This is a genomic window from Flavobacterium zhoui (genome assembly GCF_042787235.1).
Taxonomy (GTDB): Bacteria; Bacteroidota; Bacteroidia; order Flavobacteriales; family Flavobacteriaceae; genus Flavobacterium; species Flavobacterium zhoui.
Genome location: NZ_JBHZPY010000002.1, coordinates 200,753 through 217,586, shown reverse-complemented (window position 1 = coordinate 217,586; position 16,834 = coordinate 200,753). Strand labels below are relative to the sequence as shown.

Genomic DNA, 16,834 nt, shown 5'->3' with positions numbered 1-16,834 from the left:
CGCAATTGGTTTTTGTAAAAATAAAAAAATCCTGTTAAGAAATCATCTTAACAGGATCAAATATAATTTATTAAATATAATCTACTATTTTTTTGCTGGAGCTTTTTTAGCAACCGCTTTTTTTGCTGGAGCTTTCACTTCCGTAACTGGAGCTTCTTCTTCAACAGCAACAACCTCTTCTGCAACAGGAGCTTCTTCAGTCGCAACAGTAGCTGATACATCATCAGTAACTAATCCTTTTGCCTGAAGCATATTATACCAGTTTAAAACTTTCTTAATGTCAGAAGGATATACTCTTTCTTCATCATAATCAGGTAAAATTTCTTTGAAATAAGCCGTTAGTTTAGCGTTGTCTTCTTTATGAGAAATTGCAGGACCTTTGCTCTCTTTATCAGCAATTTTTTGCATGATTTCAGCTAATGGTTTTTCGCCTTCATAGGTATAAATTGAAATCTCAGACAATAAACTCACATTGCTTTTTAAATTTACTGTGATTTTTTTTTCGTCTAATAATGATTCTGCAACAAACCCTGTACGTGTTTGTACTTTCAATACGTATAAACCTGGTTTCCCAGAAATGGCTAATATTTTTTCTAAATTCATGTTTTTCTACTTATTATTAAGAATTCAATTTATTTTACTTTTCATTAATCAACTAAAACCATACCAATATTAAAGAATAATACTATTTTATCTACCTTTTTTGGCAAAAAATTTCATTCGGTAATCTTGAAATGTTTTTCCTTCAAGAATATTTTTTAGTTTCTTTTGAATCAAACGTTTTTTAAGAGATGAAATTTTATCGGTAAATAAAACGCCTTCAATATGGTCGTATTCATGTTGGATTACTCTGGCGATTAAGCCATCAAAAACTTCGGTTTTCATTACAAAATCCTCTTCACAATACTCGATAGTTATTGTTGGATTGCGAAATACATCCTCCCGAACATCAGGAATACTCAAGCAACCTTCGTTGAAACTCCATTCTTCACCTTCTTCTTTTATCATTTTTGCGTTGATAAAAGTTTTTTTGAATCCTTTAAGTTCTTTTTGTTCCGCATCTTCAAGATCTTCATCCTCGCTAAAAGGCGTTGTATCGATTACAAATAAACGAACTGCCAATCCTACTTGTGGTGCAGCAAGTCCAACTCCATAAGCATTATACATGGTCTCATACATATTAGCAATTGTTTCCTTCAAGTTAGGATGATCTTGTGAAAGAACCTCTCCTACTTTTCTTAAAACTGGATCACCATATCCTATAATTGGTAAAATCATTAGTGTTGTATTAAGTATTATCTACTATAAGTCTGAAATCAATATACTTTTAATTCAGTCTGCAAAAATAGTAAAAAAATAGACAATGAATAATCCTCCAATGATTATTAGTGATTTTTTAGAATTTAAGTTAAAACCCACTTAAATATTCCTTATATAAATCGTACAATTCTTACCTTTGCAAACAATCCAATTGTATGATCTACGAAATTCGAAAATTCACCGACAGTACTTATTTCACCAATGCTTTAAAAGTAACAATAGCCGCAGTTATTCCGGTCTTCCTATTTTCTTTTTTGGACAATTTTGAAATTGGATTTACAATAGCTCTTGGAGCTTTTTTTACTTATCCAAGCGATATTCCTAGTAATCTAAAACATAAAATTAACGGTATTCTCTTCACTGCATTTCTTGTCGCGGGTGTCAACCTACTAGTGAATATTGTACATCCTTATTCATGGGTTTTCTATCCTTTTTTAGCTTTATTAATATTCTTGCTATCAATGATTTCAGTATATGGACAAAGAGCCACCATGGTTTCTTTCTCCGCATTACTTACGGTTTCACTGGCATTTGCACACTTACACACGGGCTGGGAAATGCTCCAATATTCCGGTTTAATTCTTGTTGGCGGTTTATTTTATCTCCTTATTTCGCTTATTTTTCACTACATCAGACCTCACCGATATATCGAATTACAAATTGCTGAATGTATTAAACTCACAGCTAAATACCTGAAATTAAGAGGTGATTTATGGACTATCAATGCTGATAAAAAGGCAATTATCGAAAAACAATTGCATCTTCAGGTGGAACTGAATACGATTCGACAAAACATTCGAGAAGTGCTTATTAGCAGTCATACAACTTCCGGTTCTTCCAATCAAAACCGAAAGATGCTTATCGTTTTTATTTCATTAACAGAAATTCTGGAGCTGGCACTATCTACATCTTTTGACCACGATAAATTACATCAAAAATTTGATGACCATCCAAAGGTGCTGTTAACGTATCAAAGCCTAGCATACAATCTTGCGGTCAGTTTGAAGCAATTGTCCAAAAGTATTCAAAATAAAACTAAATATGTTTCTAAACATACTTTGCTTAGTGATTTAAATGCGTTGCAACTTGCTATCACAGATTATGAAAGTGACTTAGGAAAAAATTCAGCTTCCGAAGGTGTTTTTATGCTTACAACCATGCTTCAATATGCCGAAAAACAAGTTGAAAAAATAAAAATTGTAGAACGTGCTTTTACATTGGCGATCAATTCACTTGACTTTAAAGGAAAAGATAAAGATTTAGAAAAATTTCTGACTCCACAATATTATCCTTTAAGCACTTTGATTCAAAATCTGAGTTTTTCCTCTACTATTTTCAGACATTCTTTGCGATTGACCATAACTATTCTGATTGGTTTTATAATTGGTACTATACTCCCTTTTCATAATGTATATTGGATTTTATTGACTATTCTGGTAATCATGAGACCTGGATATGGCTTGACAAAACAACGTTCATTTCATAGAATTTTCGGTACTATTTTAGGCGGATTAATTGCATTTGGAGTGCTTTCATTGGTACATAATAGCATTGCAATCAGTATTTTTTCGATCCTTTGTATGTTATTGGGATTCTCGTTTACGCAAACAAATTATAAAATAAGTGCAACATTTGTGACTATGTACATTGTTTTCATTTATGGAATATTAACTCCTAATATTACTGATGTTATTCAATATAGAATTTTAGACACCATTGTAGGTGCCACTTTAGCTTTTCTTGCTAATCATTTTTTGTGGCCTTCATGGGAATTTTTAAACATTCCCATTTATTTGGAAAAATCTATTAAAGCCAATCAAAATTACTTGAAAGAAATCTCTATATTTTATAATAAAAAAGGTTCTGTTTCGACTTCATACCGATTAGCGAGAAAAAATGCTTTTATTGAAATCGGTAATTTAATGGCTTCTTTTCAACGAATGATTCAAGAGCCTAAATCAAAACAAAAGCAATTACCTCAAGTATATAAACTAGCGATTCTTAATCATTCGCTACTTTCTTCTTCCGCTTCTTTAGGGACATATATCCAATCACACAAAACAACATCAGCTTCCGAGGCATTTAATGTGGTGGTGGATACTGTCATTAAAAACCTTGATAATGCAATTGCACTGCTAAAAGAGAATGATTTAGACTTAAAAGAAAATCTTGCAAAAGAAGATTTAGCTATGCGTTTTTCGGAGTTAAAAAATATTCGAGCCAAAGAATTGAAGGAAGGAATTCCAATTGATGAAGAAGCATTCCAATTGAAAATGCAGGAAGCACAGTTAGTAATCGAACAATTAATCTGGCTGACTAATTTATCTGAAAATATTGTAAAAACGACCAAAGAATTAATTGCTATTTAAAACAAAAAAGCTGGATTTAGAAGTTCAAATCTAAATCCAGCTTTATCAATCATGTTGTGCAATTTCTAATTATTCAATTTTAGAATTTCAGCGGTATTTTTTCTGATTTCTTCCAATAAAGAAGGTTTATCATTTAATGTTTGTCCAAATGATGGTATCATTGTTTTCAGTTTTTCTTGCCATTCCGGATTAACAATTTCATTTTTAAAACATTTTCCAACCAAATCTGTCATGATAGAAACTGCTGTAGAAGCACCGGGAGAAGCGCCAAGTAATACAGCTAAACTACCATCCGTAGTTGTAATTACCTCGGTACCAAATTCAAGTATTCCACCTTCTTTTTCATCTTTCTTTATAACTTGAACCCGCTGCCCTGCTCTTTCTATTTTCCAGTCTTTAGATCTGGCTGTAGGAACATATTCTCTTAATGCATTAATCCTATCTTTAGGGGATTGACGTACTTGTTCTATCAAATATTTTGTAAGCGGTATATTTTTAATCCCTGCAGCTATCATAGGAATTATATTATCCGTTTTAATAGACAAAGGCAAATCAGAATAAGAACCATTCTTTAAAAACCGAGTAGAAAACCCGGCAAAAGGACCAAAAAGAAGTGCTTTTTTTCCATCTATCATTCGGGAATCAATATGTGGCACAGACATTGGTGGCGCTCCTACGGAAGCTTTACCATAAACTTTAGCGTGATGTTTTGCAATTACTTCAGGATTGGTACACTTTAACCATTGTCCGCTAACCGGGAAACCTCCGAAACCCTTTCCTTCTGGAACGTCTGCTTTTTCTAGTAAGGGCAATGATCCGCCTCCAGCACCGATAAAAACAAACTTGGCATATGCTTTTCTTTTTTGGCCTGTAGCCAAATCGGTTATTTTTATTCTCCAAGATTTATCTTTGCGCTGTTTCAATTTTTGAACTTCGTGATGAAAATGCATGGTAACACCATCTAATTTAGCCAAATAATTAAACATACTTCTGGTTAATTCCCCAAAATTCACATCCGTACCAATTGCCATAGAAGTAGCAGCCACTTTTTCATTTTCATCTCTACCCTCCATAACCAACGGCATCCACTTTTTTAATTCTGAAAAATCAGTACTAAAAATCATTTGTTTGAAAAGTGGATTAGAATGTAAAACTTCGAATCTTTTCTTTAGATATGCAACATTTTTTTCACCCCACACAAAACTCACATGAGGAATACTTTTTATAAAATTTTCAGGAGATGAAATCTTTTTTTCTTGGACTAAATAGGCCCAAAATTGGCGAGAAACCTCGAAAGATTCAGCAATACTGATTGCTTTTTTGGGATCAATAGTTCCATCAGCACTTTCAGGAGTATAATTGAGTTCACAAAAGGCAGAATGTCCAGTTCCTGCATTGTTCCATGCATCAGAACTTTCAGCAGCTGCAATATCTAATCTTTCGTAAATTTCAATTTTTAAATCAGGTTGTAATTCTTTTAGAATTAAGCCAAGAGTGGCGCTCATTATTCCAGCTCCTATAAGAACTACATCACTATTTGAACGAATGGTTGTATCAGGCATAACAAAAATTTAAAGTGCAAAGATACTTCATATGATTGCAAAAAAAAGCTTAAATTTTGTGTGAAAAGTTACATAATTACGAAAACGTTTTAGAAATTTAAAACAATTTTCGTGTCAAATAGTCTTGCAACATTATCGTTGCCGAAATTTCATCTATAAGTGCCTTATTTTGACGTTGTTTCTTTTTAAGGCCGCTATCAATCATCGTTTGGAATGCCATTTTTGAAGTAAAACGTTCATCTACCCGAATAACTTTCATCTCCGGAAAATGATTTGTGAAATGCGTTACAAAACCTTTAATCATCGATGCGCTTTCTGAGGGTTCACCATTCATTTGTTTAGGCTCACCAATAAGCACTGCTTCTACTTTTTCTTTAGCAAAATAATCCTTCAAAAAAGCAATTGCCGTTGCGGATGGCACAGTCGTTAATCCTGAAGCAATGATTTGCATTTCATCGGTAACCGCAATTCCTGTGCGTTTTTGTCCGTAGTCTATGGAGAGTATTCTTGGCATTTATAAGGAGTGTTTGAGTTTAATAAAACCGAAGACAGAAACGGAGTTTTCTACCATATCAATATAATAAATGACAGTATAACCTTTAAAAACATAATCTCATATATTTTCATCGTTAAAATAAATTGACTTTTTGAATTGAAAAGGTTGTTTTAAATCTTTTCGAATATTTCGCACTAAACCATTTTTAAACTTTCTAGCGGCAACGGGCTTATCTTTCGAAAGATAATAAACCTGATTATTTAATTCAAACAAAAAATCATCCTGAAACTTAATTTTCATACTTAGAAATTGTTTCTTCAAGTATTGCATCTACCTCTTCAAAAGTGTAAAATTCTGCTGTTCCATCTTTAATCCTAGCCAAAGAAATATCTAGTTTTCGCTTATTTTCATCGAAATCAGGATCTTCCTGAACTATTTTGAGTTCATCTGATGAAAATGAACTCAATAACTCCAGAATTTTGGCTTTTATTTTTGGTTGAAATTCTAATCTAATTGTTTCCATAATCCATTTGTTTAATATACAAAGATATAACTTTTTGTAAAGTAAAAACCAAATCTTACTATTTGTAAAAAGACAACCAAACAAGAAGTTAAATCTGTAACATTTTCAACTCATTTTGCTTTTTTGCTTTTGGCTAAAAATCCTATCTTTGTCAAAAATTATCAAAAAAATGAATCCATTACAAACTATTATAGAGCAAGCTTGGGAAAACCGCGCATTGCTACAGGAAAAAACTACAACTGATGCTATCAGAGAAGTTATTGAGTTACTTGACACGGGAAAATTACGCGTGGCTGAACCAGTTGGTCCCGAAACTTCGGGAGAATGGCAAGTAAACGAATGGGTGAAGAAAGCAGTAGTGATGTATTTCCCAATTCAAAAAATGGAAACTTTACATTCTGGTATTTTCGAATACCACGATAAAATGTTGCTAAAAAAGGACTTTGCCGAAAAAGGAATTCGCGTAGTTCCTAATGCTGTGGCGCGTTACGGTGCTTACATTTCCAGTGGTGTTATTTTGATGCCAAGTTATGTAAATATTGGTGCTTATGTAGACGAAGGAACGATGGTAGATACCTGGGCAACCGTAGGAAGTTGTGCTCAAATTGGTAAAAACGTACATTTAAGTGGCGGTGTAGGTATTGGTGGTGTTCTGGAACCTTTGCAAGCTGCTCCAGTAATTATTGAAGACGGTGCTTTTATTGGCTCCCGTTGTATCGTGGTTGAAGGAGTTCATGTCGGTAAAGAAGCGGTTCTTGGTGCCAATGTTTGCTTGACTGCCTCTACAAAAATTATTGATGTTACTGGTGAAACTCCTATTGAAATGAAAGGATTTGTTCCAGCTCGTTCTGTAGTGATTCCGGGAAGTTATACTAAAAAATTCGCTGCTGGTGAGTTCCAAGTGCCTTGCGCTCTAATTATTGGAACCCGTAAACCTTCAACAGATTTAAAAACATCATTGAATAATGCTTTACGCGAATATGACGTAGCGGTATAATCCGTTTTCGTTTAAAAATCTTTATAAAAAGACCTATTGGATATTTCAATAATTATTGTCAATTACCGTGGTTGGAAAGCCTTAGACGAGTGTTTAGAATCTATTGAAGCAATTATTTCAAAAACATTCGCATTTGAAATTATCATTGTTGATAATTTTTCTAATGACGGACAATTTCCAGTTTTTAAACAAAAATATTCCAAGTTTACATTTATAGAAAATTCTGGTAATAATGGTTTCTCAAATGGTTGCAACTTTGGTGCAAGCATTGCTACGGGAAACCATTTCTTTTTTTTAAATCCAGATACAAAACTTACTCTTGAAGCTCTGGAAACCCTATTACATACAGCAGTTTCACATCCAGAAATTGGAATTTTGTCTTGTCTTCAAATAAATGAAAACGATGTTTTTTACAAACAGAATAATTTACTTCCGGCTTTAGGACGATTTTTTGGAATCGCAAGAGCCATTTTTAGAAAGCTGAATAAATCAAAACTAGAAAAACGTTTCAACAATACCAGCGATTTGTTTTACCCGGATTGGGTCACTGGAGCAGTTGTTTTTATTAGCAGAGAATGGTTTGACAAAATTAACGGCTGGAACGAAGATTACTGGTTGTATTTTGAAGATGTCGACCTTTGCAAAAAAGTTTTTGATAGTGGAGGAAAAGTTGCCGTAACCAAAAAAGCGACGATTTTCCATCAGCATGGTGGTGCATCCCGATTAAATGTTAAGACAAAAGCACTCACAAAAACCGAAGTAATTATTTCTAAACACGTTTACATCAGCAATCAATTCCCAACAGGAGTTCAAGTCTATTTGCAAAGTCTATTGATTATAGGAGTCCTTCTGGAGAAAACAATCTTGTCCATTTTAAGTCTGTTTTTGTTTTTTATTCCAAAATTAAAAGTGAACCAATTGATGTTTAAAAACTTATTTGTTTATTATTTTAATGCGCTTCAAAAACAAACTTGGATTAGTCCTCGTGCGATGAATTACTTGAAACCAAAAGCTTAATTTTTCTAATAATGAAAATACTTGTAATTCAACAGAAAATGATTGGTGACGTTTTGGTAAGCTCCATTTTATGCGAAAATTTGCGCAAAGCCTATCCAAAAGCGCAAATTGACTATATGGTTTACGAATCTACAATTGCTGTTTTACAAGGAAACACAAGTTTTGATAATCTCATCCTATTTAAAGAAAAACATCAAAAAAGCAAATGGGAATATTTCAAATTATTGAAATCCATTCGATCTCAAAAATATGATATTGTTATTGATGCGTATTCTAAATTAGAAAGCTGGCTTGTTGTACTATTTTCGGGTGCCAAACAAAAAATTTCATATTGGAAAAAAGGAAGAGAATTTCTTTACACGTATACTGTTAAACGAAAAAAAATTTCCAATACTAATTTGGGTTTAATAATCGAACAACGATTAGCATTGCTAAATCCTTTGCATCTGGATGTTAAATTAGAAACTTTTCCTCGAATTTACGTCACGCAAGAAGAGAATGATTTTGCCGCTTCACTTTTTGAAACTCATGGAATAGACCAATTCAAAAAGACGATTATGGTCAGCATAATTGGAAGCAGTGTAGATAAAACCTATCCGCTGGGGTACATGTCGCAGTTAGTTGATTTTATTGCAGATAAAGGGGATGTGAATATCCTTTTCAATTATTTTCCAAAGCAAATTGAAGAGGCAAAAACAATCTACAACGGCTGTAAAGAAACCACAAAAAAGAAGATTTATTTTTCTGTTTTAGGAAAAAACATCCGAGAGTTTATTGCTATAATGAATCATTGTGATATGATAATTGGTAATGATGGCGGCGCAATAAATATGGCAAAAGCTTTAGAAAAACCTTCTTTTATTATTTTTTCTCCATGGATTGATAAAAAAGGTTGGGCCACATTTGAAGATGGAATTAATCATGTTTCTCTTCATTTAAAAGAATTTAAACCCGATTTATTTGAAGGCAAAACGGACAAAATTATAAAAAAAGAAACCGTTTTATTCTACAGAGAATTTAGCCCTAAATTAATTTATCCTGCATTAAATACATTTTTAGAAACACATCTGAAATAAAACTTACACCTGCTCATTTATTTCCTTAGATTCCTTTAAATTTGAAAAAGACCACCACTAATGGATTTCAATCAGAACAATAAAATTTCAGTTTTAATTATCACTTTAAACGAAGAGGAAAATATACCTGCCCTTTTAGCTGATTTAGATTTTGCTGATGAAATTATTGTTGTCGATTCATTTAGTACCGATAATACAAAGTCGATCGCAATATCATTCTCTCAGGTGCGGTTTATTGAAAACAACTTCGAAAATTATTCTTCTCAACGGAATTTTGCAATTTCTCAAGCAAAAAATGATTGGATTTTATTTTTGGATGCCGATGAAAGATTGTCTCCTGCATTAAAAAATGAAATTATAGCCACGATAAAAACTAATAAAACATTTTCGGCTTTTCTTTTCTGCAGAACTTTTATGTTTGAAGACAAAGTGCTGCATTTCAGCGGAAATCAAACTGATAAAATATTTAGGCTCTTTAATAAAAATCAAGCGGAATATGCTAAAGACAGGCTCGTCCATGAAAAATTAAAAGTGAATGGAAAAATAGGTGTTCTAAAAAATAAACTGATTCATTACTCCTATTCCAATTTTCAAACTTATAAAGCAAAAACAATACGTTACGGAAAATTTAAGGCCCAGGAGAAGTTTATAAAGAAGCAAAAGCCTTCCATTTTATTACATTTTTTGTATCCTGCCTATAATTTTTTGTTTAATTATATTATCAGATTAGGTTTTCTTGACGGAAAAAGAGGATTGATTATTTGTTATTTAAACGCAAATTCGATTTATGTTCGTTATCAAGAATTAAAGCGGCTTTGGAATAGAAAACAAAAGCTACCTCCAAAACAATAATTTCTTTTTTCGTGCGATTTTTCTATGGAATTTCATCTGAAAATCATTGGTATAAAAGCACATTTTAGCAAAAACTTCCTCGTATTTCTTATTGTAAAGTTTGGCATATTCCTCACTCATTACTGCCTGCATTTCAATCTTTGGCGTAAGCCTATGAAAATTTTTCATGCGAGAATCAAAATCCATCATGTCATGAAAATTCATTCTGTTTAAATCAACTAAGTAAAAACTGTAAGCGTTGTTTGCTTCTTTCTTGATTAATGTATTTCCTGGAGAATGGTCTAAAAATTCAATTCCTTTTTGATGTAAATCAAAGGTAAATCGAGTAAACTGTCGCAAGATGTTCTCATGATCAGGATAATCCGGAATTTCAACCAATTCTCGGAAAGTAAGTTCAACCTGAAGATGCTCACTCACATAAAAACTCTTTTCTAATCCTGTGAATGTAAAATTTTCCGCATATGCTATAGGCTGAGGTGTGCCTATTCCGTTTTCCAACAATTTAATGCCATATTCATAAGAACGTCTCGCCTTTGACTTTCGAAAATATTTGTAAGCTACTTGATTAATTAAGTTAGGAACTTTAAAAGATTTAATATTAATCGTTTTACCATCGAAATCAAATAGTTTAATTTTATTTCTTTTACCATCACCAAAGAAATCTCCGGAAGTACTAAAATCACTAATGTTTTTTTTAATCTCCTTTTTTTTAGAAAGAAAATCTTGATGTATAACTATTGTACTCATGGACTATCTGGAATATATGAGCGACAAAAATAGTTAAATGTATTTTTAGTTTTAGAAAAAAAGACTGTCACTTAAAATAAAACTAAAAAACAAATTAAACCTTTTATCCCTTGTATTGTCTAAACAAACACAATTAACATTACTAAACTAATTTGTGTTTTTAATTTTATTAAAAAATATTAAATGTCAAAGTCCGTCTTTATCGAATCTCACAATTTAAAAAATAAAGCAACTGGCTTAGGAACATTCAATTACGAACTGATAAAAGGGTTTTCACAATTAGAATTCAGCAGTTTAGAATTGATATTAAACGCCAAAAATCCTAACGTTCTTGAGAGCGAATTTGGAAACAAGTTTACCTACCATACGTACTCTGACTTATCAAGACTCCATTTATTTCGCACTAGAAAAAAAAATGATTTATGGCATTCGCTTAATCAAAACACAAAAATTGAACCTTATCACGTAAGCAACTATTTATTAACGGTTCATGACGTAAATTTTGTGGAGGAAATTTCATTTGACATGAATCATAAAGTAAATAGGCTGTTTAAAGAAAAATTAGAAAAATCAACTGCAATCACTTACATATCCGAATTTGCAAAAAAGCAAACCCATCAATATTTTAATGTTCCAAATATTCCTGAATATGTAATTCATAATGGGAATCCTATCACCACCATTTTAGACACTTCAGGATTTGCATCAAACATCCCAACTGATAAGCCTTTCCTTTATTCTATTGGCGACTTTCTGGAACGGAAAAACTTTCTTTCAATAGTAAAAATGATGGTTCATATTAGTGACTTTAATTTGATTATTTCAGGAAATAATAATAAAAAATATGGTTTTGAAATCGTGAAATTCATACAAGACAATAATTTACAAAATCGTGTTTTTCTGACCGGAAAAGTAGATGATGTAGCTAAACAATATTATTTATCAAATTGTCATGCCTTCTTATTCCCATCAATAAGAGAGGGTTTTGGACTTCCTCCCATTGAAGCGATGCGTTTTGGAAAGCCCGTATTCTTATCCGATAAAACTTCTTTACCAGAAATTGGTGGAGAACATTGCTATTATTGGGATAATTTTGATCCTGAAAATATGAAAACAGTACTCTTTGATGGATTAAATCATTTTTTCAATAATCAAATTAAAATGGAAACATTTATGAAAGAAAGGGCGAACCATTTTAATTGGAAAACGGCAGCATCAGAATACTTAAACGTATATAAAAAGTGTCTTTATTAAAACAAAACTTATTATTTTTTGATTTTCCTTTAAAATATCTTTTTTCTACCTAAAATAACTTTCTTTTTAAAGTCTTCCATGGAATCAGTACCGCGAATATCAATACGTTGTACTAGATAGTTGTTTTTTAAAGGAAAAATATTGATTCTATTTCCTATTCGTAGTCCATACTTAATGCCATATTTACTTAATAATTCAAAAAAGAGTTTCTGTTTTTCTCCTTTTTTTCTGTAATATCCACCGTAAGTATATGCTAATGCTGGAAAAACATTCAAATCCTCTTTTTTAATTATTTCCTGACAAAGCTGTAGGTCTTTTTCGATTTCCTCTAAGGTTAAATCAGCATAATTATCATGCTTAAAAGTGTGATAGCCCAACTCAATATGAGAACCAATTACCAATAATTGTCCCCTATTCATCAACTTCATATTCGCATTGACGTATTTTCCGTTCCAATCAACATCTTGTCCTATTCTACCTAAAACCATAAAACAAACTGCTTTAAAGTTGTACTGTTGCAATAAAGGATATAACTCTGTATAATTATCTAAAAAGCCGTCGTCAAAAGTAAGAACAACAGTTTTGGGAGCCAATTTGAGATTCTTGTTGTTGCGCTCATCAACTTCTGACATCCATAATGTTGTATAATTATTGTTTTTTAAATATTCAAATTGCTCAATTATTTTTTCTTTGCTAATAGTTATTTGATCTTCAAAACCATTTGTAGAAATGGAATGATACTCTAAAATTCTGAGTTTTTTTGAAGGCAAATACAGCAATTTAAATTGAATATTTAGAAAAATAAAAAAAACAAACAATAATAAAAAGAATGCGATTATAATAAAAATCATATGTGAAATTTTAATCTAATTAAACAAAATTATCTTTAGTTACTTCATTCAAAACCTCTAAAAACTTTGTCCCAATTATAAAACGAGTAGAAGTGGCCATTAAGAAATCAAAACCATTATTGACAAATTTATCCTGCATGGTTTTGTCATTTATTAAAATTTCTACTTTATCTGCAAAATCAATTGGATTACCCACTTCTGCCAATAAACCCGTTTCATTATCCGTTAAAACTGTAGGAATCCCACCGGCTTTTGCTGCTACCACAGGAACTTTACATGCATAACTTTCTAATACTACACCGCCTGTTGCCTCATTTTTTGATGTAAACAAAAACAAGTCTAATTCTGGGAGGCATTTATTTACATCTGCTCTGAAGCCTGCAAAAATAACTTCATTCTCTAATCCTTTTGATTTAACATAAGCCTTAATCTCCTCCTCTAAAGATCCTTCTCCAATAAGAATATATTTGGCTTTCAGTCCTCTTTTAAATAAAATATCTACCGTATCAATCCAGGTGTAATGATCTTTTACTTGGCAAAAAGCAGAAACATTACCAATAATTTTATAGTCTGATGGAATATTAAATTCTCTGTGAAGAAACCCATTTTTAGCATTATTTATAAAACGATCTGTATCAACAACACTTCCTATTACAGTCATTGACTCATGATTTTTTATAGAAGGTTTTAGGATTTCAACTACGGCCTCAGATACACACACTATTTTTTTAATTCCTTTGTAATTATATTTGTATTTTCTTAAAAAATTAGTGCCAATATTTTTTATTAACGTCCTACATAAAACTAAAGGAACTTTTAAACCATAAAATACAGCTGACAGAACACTTATGGTATGTGCTTTACTATTATGAATAATAACTACATTCGCACTGTAAGAGTCCACAATTTTTTTAAATTTCTTTGCGAATTTTAGATCATATTCTGATTTAAAATCAAAAGTCTGAACCTGTAAATTTCTTTCTGTGGCGACTTTATACAGTTCAGAATTAGCAGGACATATAATTAATTGATTCGCAATAAATCTGTTATCCCTAAATGATTCATATAAATCAACAATCATCTGTTCATGACCTCGCCAAACAGTTGAAGTAGTAAAATGGATTAGTTTCATCAATTAGTATTTTATCGACAAATGTAATCTTAATAGTAAAGTAAAAACTTAAAAAAGTACTTAAAAACTAACCAAATTAATTATTCTCCTTAATATTGACTTTAAAAACCTCAAAAATCCAATTGTCTAATTTGTACTTATTAAGAATAGCACTATTAATTTCAACAAAATCTTTTTCAAAAAAGCTAGGAGGAACTTCATAATTACTTTCTGAAATAACAAAAATATTATTAGGATTATAAAAATCATAAGTGACAATATCTTGATTATTAGTAATTAATTTTTTCTTATACCCCAAGGCCTCAAACACACGAAAAGTCAAACCATCCTGATTTTTCTGTTGGATATCTACTAAAACTAAACTGCTTGCAATTATTTTTTTGACTTCACTTATCGGTAAATATCGATCAGAAATTTCAATATTTTCATGTGTAAATATCCTGTCTTTCTTTACTATAAAACGAAAAGAAATTCGCTTTTTAGCAAAATAATCAGCAAGCTTTTCTAAAAATGGGAAGCGCTCATCAAACGAAGATATATTGAATACCAGATTAGTTATTTCTTTAGTTTCAATTTGATCATCATAAATGTAATTCGTCAAAAATTCAAAATTATATTTTTTAACATCTGCTTTATCATAACTATAAATTGTATCAAAAAAAGACAATGTCTTTTTTTGATCTTTAAAATTTTCAATACCATCGAACAAAAAGCAACTCATTTGAATTGCATTTTCCCTTAAAAATAACAAAGCTTTTTGCTCTAATTTATCGGGCCTAATAATTAAAATCTGATCAAATAAATCTTCATTTTGAATTAATGTTTTTATATAATTTGTTTTATTTTTTTCTTTTAAACTGGGGAAATGCAGCAATTTTAAAAGGGAATTAGTAATTCTTGAGATTTTATTTTTATAAGAAAAAGGAATCGTATCAATATTAACGTAAGTCAAATCAACATTCTGTGCTACCTTAAGCTTACTAACTAAAAAGTCAATATAACCAAATGAATGTGTAGTTATTATTGCTATTCGCTTCCGTTTTGTCATTGTTGCTATCTTTGTGAAGTAATTATTTTTAACAAAAATAGAATCTTAATTACAAAATATAATCTAAATAAAGGTTTAAGTTTATTTAAAATTATTTATCGGGAAAATATTTCCTGCGTCTGATTTCAAATTATATTAAAAAATGTCCTAATTAAGCCTGAATTAATCCTAAAATAGCTTCTAAAATCAAGCAACTTCGGTTTTCTTAGAATATTTAATAAAAAACGTATAATTTTGCAAATGCAAAATCCTTTAATTTGAAATTAAATGAGAATTGCAGCATGTGTACTATTATACCATCCCAAAGAAAATGATTTAAAAAACATATTAAGCTATTTATCAAAGGTAGATAATTTGTATATCTATGATAATATGGGAATAAAAAGACAATAATCCCCTTCGAAAATCTCAATGAAATTGTTTATTTTTCTGATTGTGAAAACAAAGGACTGTTCATCCGTTTAAATCAAGCAAGTAAAAAAGCAATTCCGATGGTTTTAATTTTTTAATGACAAGGATCAAGATTCTTACTTTGTTGCGGAAAATCTGCAAGACTATTTTGAATTCATAATAAAGGAAATAAAATATGAAAATATCTGTTGCAATGTGTACCTATAATGGTGAGAAATATATTAAAAAACAAATTGAGAGCATTTTAAATCAAACACGTGCTATTGATGAAATAGTCATTTGTGATGATGGATCAAATGATAAAACTATTGAAATCATAGAGCAATTTCAATTAGAAAACCCTAAATTAATATCTTTACAAAAAAACGAAGTTAATTTAGGAAGTAATAAAAATTTTGAAAAAGCAATTTCCATTTGTGATGGTGATTATATTTTTTTAAGTGACCAAGATGATATTTGGAAAAAAGATAAAGTAAAAAAAATTATTCAATATTTTTATGAAAATGAATCTTTAGAAGCTATTTTTACAAATGGTGAATTGATTAATGACAAAAATGAAAAATTTACTGAAATTAGTCTTTGGGATTCTGTAAGTTTTATGGAAGATCAATTAAAAAATTTAAATGATTTATATCTTCATCTAATATTTAAATCAAACATGGTAACTGGTGCAACTCTATGCATTAAAAAAGAAATAAAAAATTTAATTTTACCATTTCCTGATATAAAAAATTTACATCATGATGAATGGATTGCTGTTATAATCGCCTCAAGAAAAAAAATAGGTTATTTAAAAGAAGATCTAATTTCATATAGATTACATTCTGAGCAACAAATTGGTACTAAATTAAGAATCAAAAAAAACAGATTAAAAAATAATCATTTAATTATAGACCATATTTTAGGTAATTCAATCCCAAAATCGTATGTAGATCATCGACGATTAGCTAAAGCTTATTATAATAATTATTTAAAATTTAAAAAATTTTCCAATAATCAAAAAAACGATTCTCATTTTCTTTTTAAAGAGATATCAGAGCTCAATTTAGAATTGTTTAAAAAATGTAATTTTTCTTTAAAAAAAGCAAACCCAGTTTTTTATATTTTTACAAACATAATAGACAAAATAAGAGGAAAAAGGCAATTACATAAACAACAGACTGTCTAATTAAATAAAAA

General features: G+C 30.6%; 17 protein-coding genes. 8 read left to right on the top strand and 9 right to left on the bottom strand.

The window, feature by feature from the left end; genetic code table 11:
• Positions 1 to 84 precede the first annotated feature (84 nt).
• Both ACFX5F_RS03975 and def read right to left on the bottom strand, forming a co-directional pair.
• The gene (locus ACFX5F_RS03975) at positions 85 to 603 is read right to left on the bottom strand and encodes a DUF5606 family protein (RefSeq protein ID WP_379850117.1); all 519 of its coding nucleotides are present in this window, start codon (positions 601 to 603) and stop codon (positions 85 to 87) included.
• Positions 604 to 690: 87 nt separating this feature from the next.
• Positions 691 to 1,278, bottom strand: a complete 588-nt coding sequence (gene def / locus ACFX5F_RS03970) for a peptide deformylase (RefSeq protein WP_379850115.1) — start codon at positions 1,276 to 1,278, stop codon at positions 691 to 693.
• A gap of 197 nt (positions 1,279 to 1,475) precedes the next feature.
• On the opposite strand from def, the gene ACFX5F_RS03965 reads away from it, so the two are divergent.
• Complete coding sequence (locus tag ACFX5F_RS03965; RefSeq protein ID WP_379850113.1) at positions 1,476 to 3,689, top strand: FUSC family protein; 2,214 nt, start codon at positions 1,476 to 1,478, stop codon at positions 3,687 to 3,689.
• A 65-nt stretch (positions 3,690 to 3,754) separates the two neighbouring features.
• Here ACFX5F_RS03965 and ACFX5F_RS03960 read toward each other — a convergent pair whose 3' ends face one another.
• The 3 genes from ACFX5F_RS03960 to ACFX5F_RS03950 all read right to left on the bottom strand — a co-directional run bounded on the left by ACFX5F_RS03960 (position 3,755) and on the right by ACFX5F_RS03950 (position 6,270).
• Positions 3,755 to 5,251 (bottom strand): malate:quinone oxidoreductase, encoded by a 1,497-nt coding sequence (locus ACFX5F_RS03960; RefSeq protein WP_379850111.1) that lies wholly within the window; start codon positions 5,249 to 5,251, stop codon positions 3,755 to 3,757.
• Positions 5,252 to 5,348: 97 nt separating this feature from the next.
• Positions 5,349 to 5,765 (bottom strand): Holliday junction resolvase RuvX, encoded by a 417-nt coding sequence (ruvX, locus tag ACFX5F_RS03955; RefSeq protein ID WP_379850109.1) that lies wholly within the window; start codon positions 5,763 to 5,765, stop codon positions 5,349 to 5,351.
• A 271-nt stretch (positions 5,766 to 6,036) separates the two neighbouring features.
• Positions 6,037 to 6,270 (bottom strand): hypothetical protein, encoded by a 234-nt coding sequence (locus ACFX5F_RS03950; RefSeq protein ID WP_379850107.1) that lies wholly within the window; start codon positions 6,268 to 6,270, stop codon positions 6,037 to 6,039.
• Between the two features lie 169 nt (positions 6,271 to 6,439).
• Between ACFX5F_RS03950 and ACFX5F_RS03945 the strand changes: the two genes are divergently transcribed.
• Genes ACFX5F_RS03945 through ACFX5F_RS03930 form a run of 4 tightly spaced genes read left to right on the top strand, consistent with a single transcriptional unit; the run spans position 6,440 to position 10,212 of the window.
• Complete coding sequence (locus ACFX5F_RS03945) at positions 6,440 to 7,267, top strand: 2,3,4,5-tetrahydropyridine-2,6-dicarboxylate N-succinyltransferase (protein WP_379850105.1); 828 nt, start codon at positions 6,440 to 6,442, stop codon at positions 7,265 to 7,267.
• A 36-nt stretch (positions 7,268 to 7,303) separates the two neighbouring features.
• A complete protein-coding gene (locus tag ACFX5F_RS03940; RefSeq protein ID WP_379850103.1) occupies positions 7,304 to 8,284 on the top strand; it encodes a glycosyltransferase family 2 protein in 981 nt (326 codons plus the stop codon).
• Between the two features lie 11 nt (positions 8,285 to 8,295).
• A complete protein-coding gene (locus tag ACFX5F_RS03935) occupies positions 8,296 to 9,360 on the top strand; it encodes a glycosyltransferase family 9 protein (RefSeq protein WP_379850101.1) in 1,065 nt (354 codons plus the stop codon).
• 60 nt (positions 9,361 to 9,420) lie between these two features.
• Positions 9,421 to 10,212 carry a glycosyltransferase family 2 protein gene (locus ACFX5F_RS03930; protein WP_379850099.1) on the top strand — a complete coding sequence of 264 codons (792 nt, stop codon included), beginning with the start codon at positions 9,421 to 9,423 and terminating at the stop codon, positions 10,210 to 10,212.
• Here the strand turns inward: ACFX5F_RS03930 and ACFX5F_RS03925 are convergent.
• Complete coding sequence (locus tag ACFX5F_RS03925; protein ID WP_379850097.1) at positions 10,195 to 10,959, bottom strand: lipopolysaccharide kinase InaA family protein; 765 nt, start codon at positions 10,957 to 10,959, stop codon at positions 10,195 to 10,197. The two genes, ACFX5F_RS03930 and ACFX5F_RS03925, sit on opposite strands and share 18 nt — an antisense overlap.
• A gap of 183 nt (positions 10,960 to 11,142) precedes the next feature.
• On the opposite strand from ACFX5F_RS03925, the gene ACFX5F_RS03920 reads away from it, so the two are divergent.
• Positions 11,143 to 12,213 (top strand): glycosyltransferase family 4 protein, encoded by a 1,071-nt coding sequence (locus tag ACFX5F_RS03920; protein ID WP_379850095.1) that lies wholly within the window; start codon positions 11,143 to 11,145, stop codon positions 12,211 to 12,213.
• Positions 12,214 to 12,242: 29 nt separating this feature from the next.
• On the opposite strand, the gene ACFX5F_RS03915 is transcribed toward ACFX5F_RS03920, so the two are convergent.
• The 3 genes from ACFX5F_RS03915 to ACFX5F_RS03905 form a co-directional block, all read right to left on the bottom strand.
• On the bottom strand, positions 12,243 to 12,983 hold the full coding sequence (locus ACFX5F_RS03915) for a polysaccharide deacetylase family protein (RefSeq protein ID WP_379850094.1): 741 nt from the start codon (positions 12,981 to 12,983) through the stop codon (positions 12,243 to 12,245).
• A gap of 100 nt (positions 12,984 to 13,083) precedes the next feature.
• Positions 13,084 to 14,196 carry a glycosyltransferase gene (locus tag ACFX5F_RS03910; protein WP_379850092.1) on the bottom strand — a complete coding sequence of 371 codons (1,113 nt, stop codon included), beginning with the start codon at positions 14,194 to 14,196 and terminating at the stop codon, positions 13,084 to 13,086.
• A 76-nt stretch (positions 14,197 to 14,272) separates the two neighbouring features.
• The gene (locus ACFX5F_RS03905; protein WP_379850090.1) at positions 14,273 to 15,244 is read right to left on the bottom strand and encodes a WaaS/CpsH family glycosyltransferase; all 972 of its coding nucleotides are present in this window, start codon (positions 15,242 to 15,244) and stop codon (positions 14,273 to 14,275) included.
• Between the two features lie 267 nt (positions 15,245 to 15,511).
• Here ACFX5F_RS03905 and ACFX5F_RS03900 point away from each other — a divergent pair, with 267 nt between their 5' ends.
• On the top strand, positions 15,512 to 15,637 hold the full coding sequence (locus ACFX5F_RS03900) for a hypothetical protein (RefSeq protein WP_379850088.1): 126 nt from the start codon (positions 15,512 to 15,514) through the stop codon (positions 15,635 to 15,637).
• A gap of 193 nt (positions 15,638 to 15,830) precedes the next feature.
• Entirely contained in the window at positions 15,831 to 16,823 is a 993-nt protein-coding gene (locus tag ACFX5F_RS03895; RefSeq protein ID WP_379850086.1) for a glycosyltransferase family 2 protein, read from the top strand.
• Positions 16,824 to 16,834 lie beyond the last annotated feature (11 nt).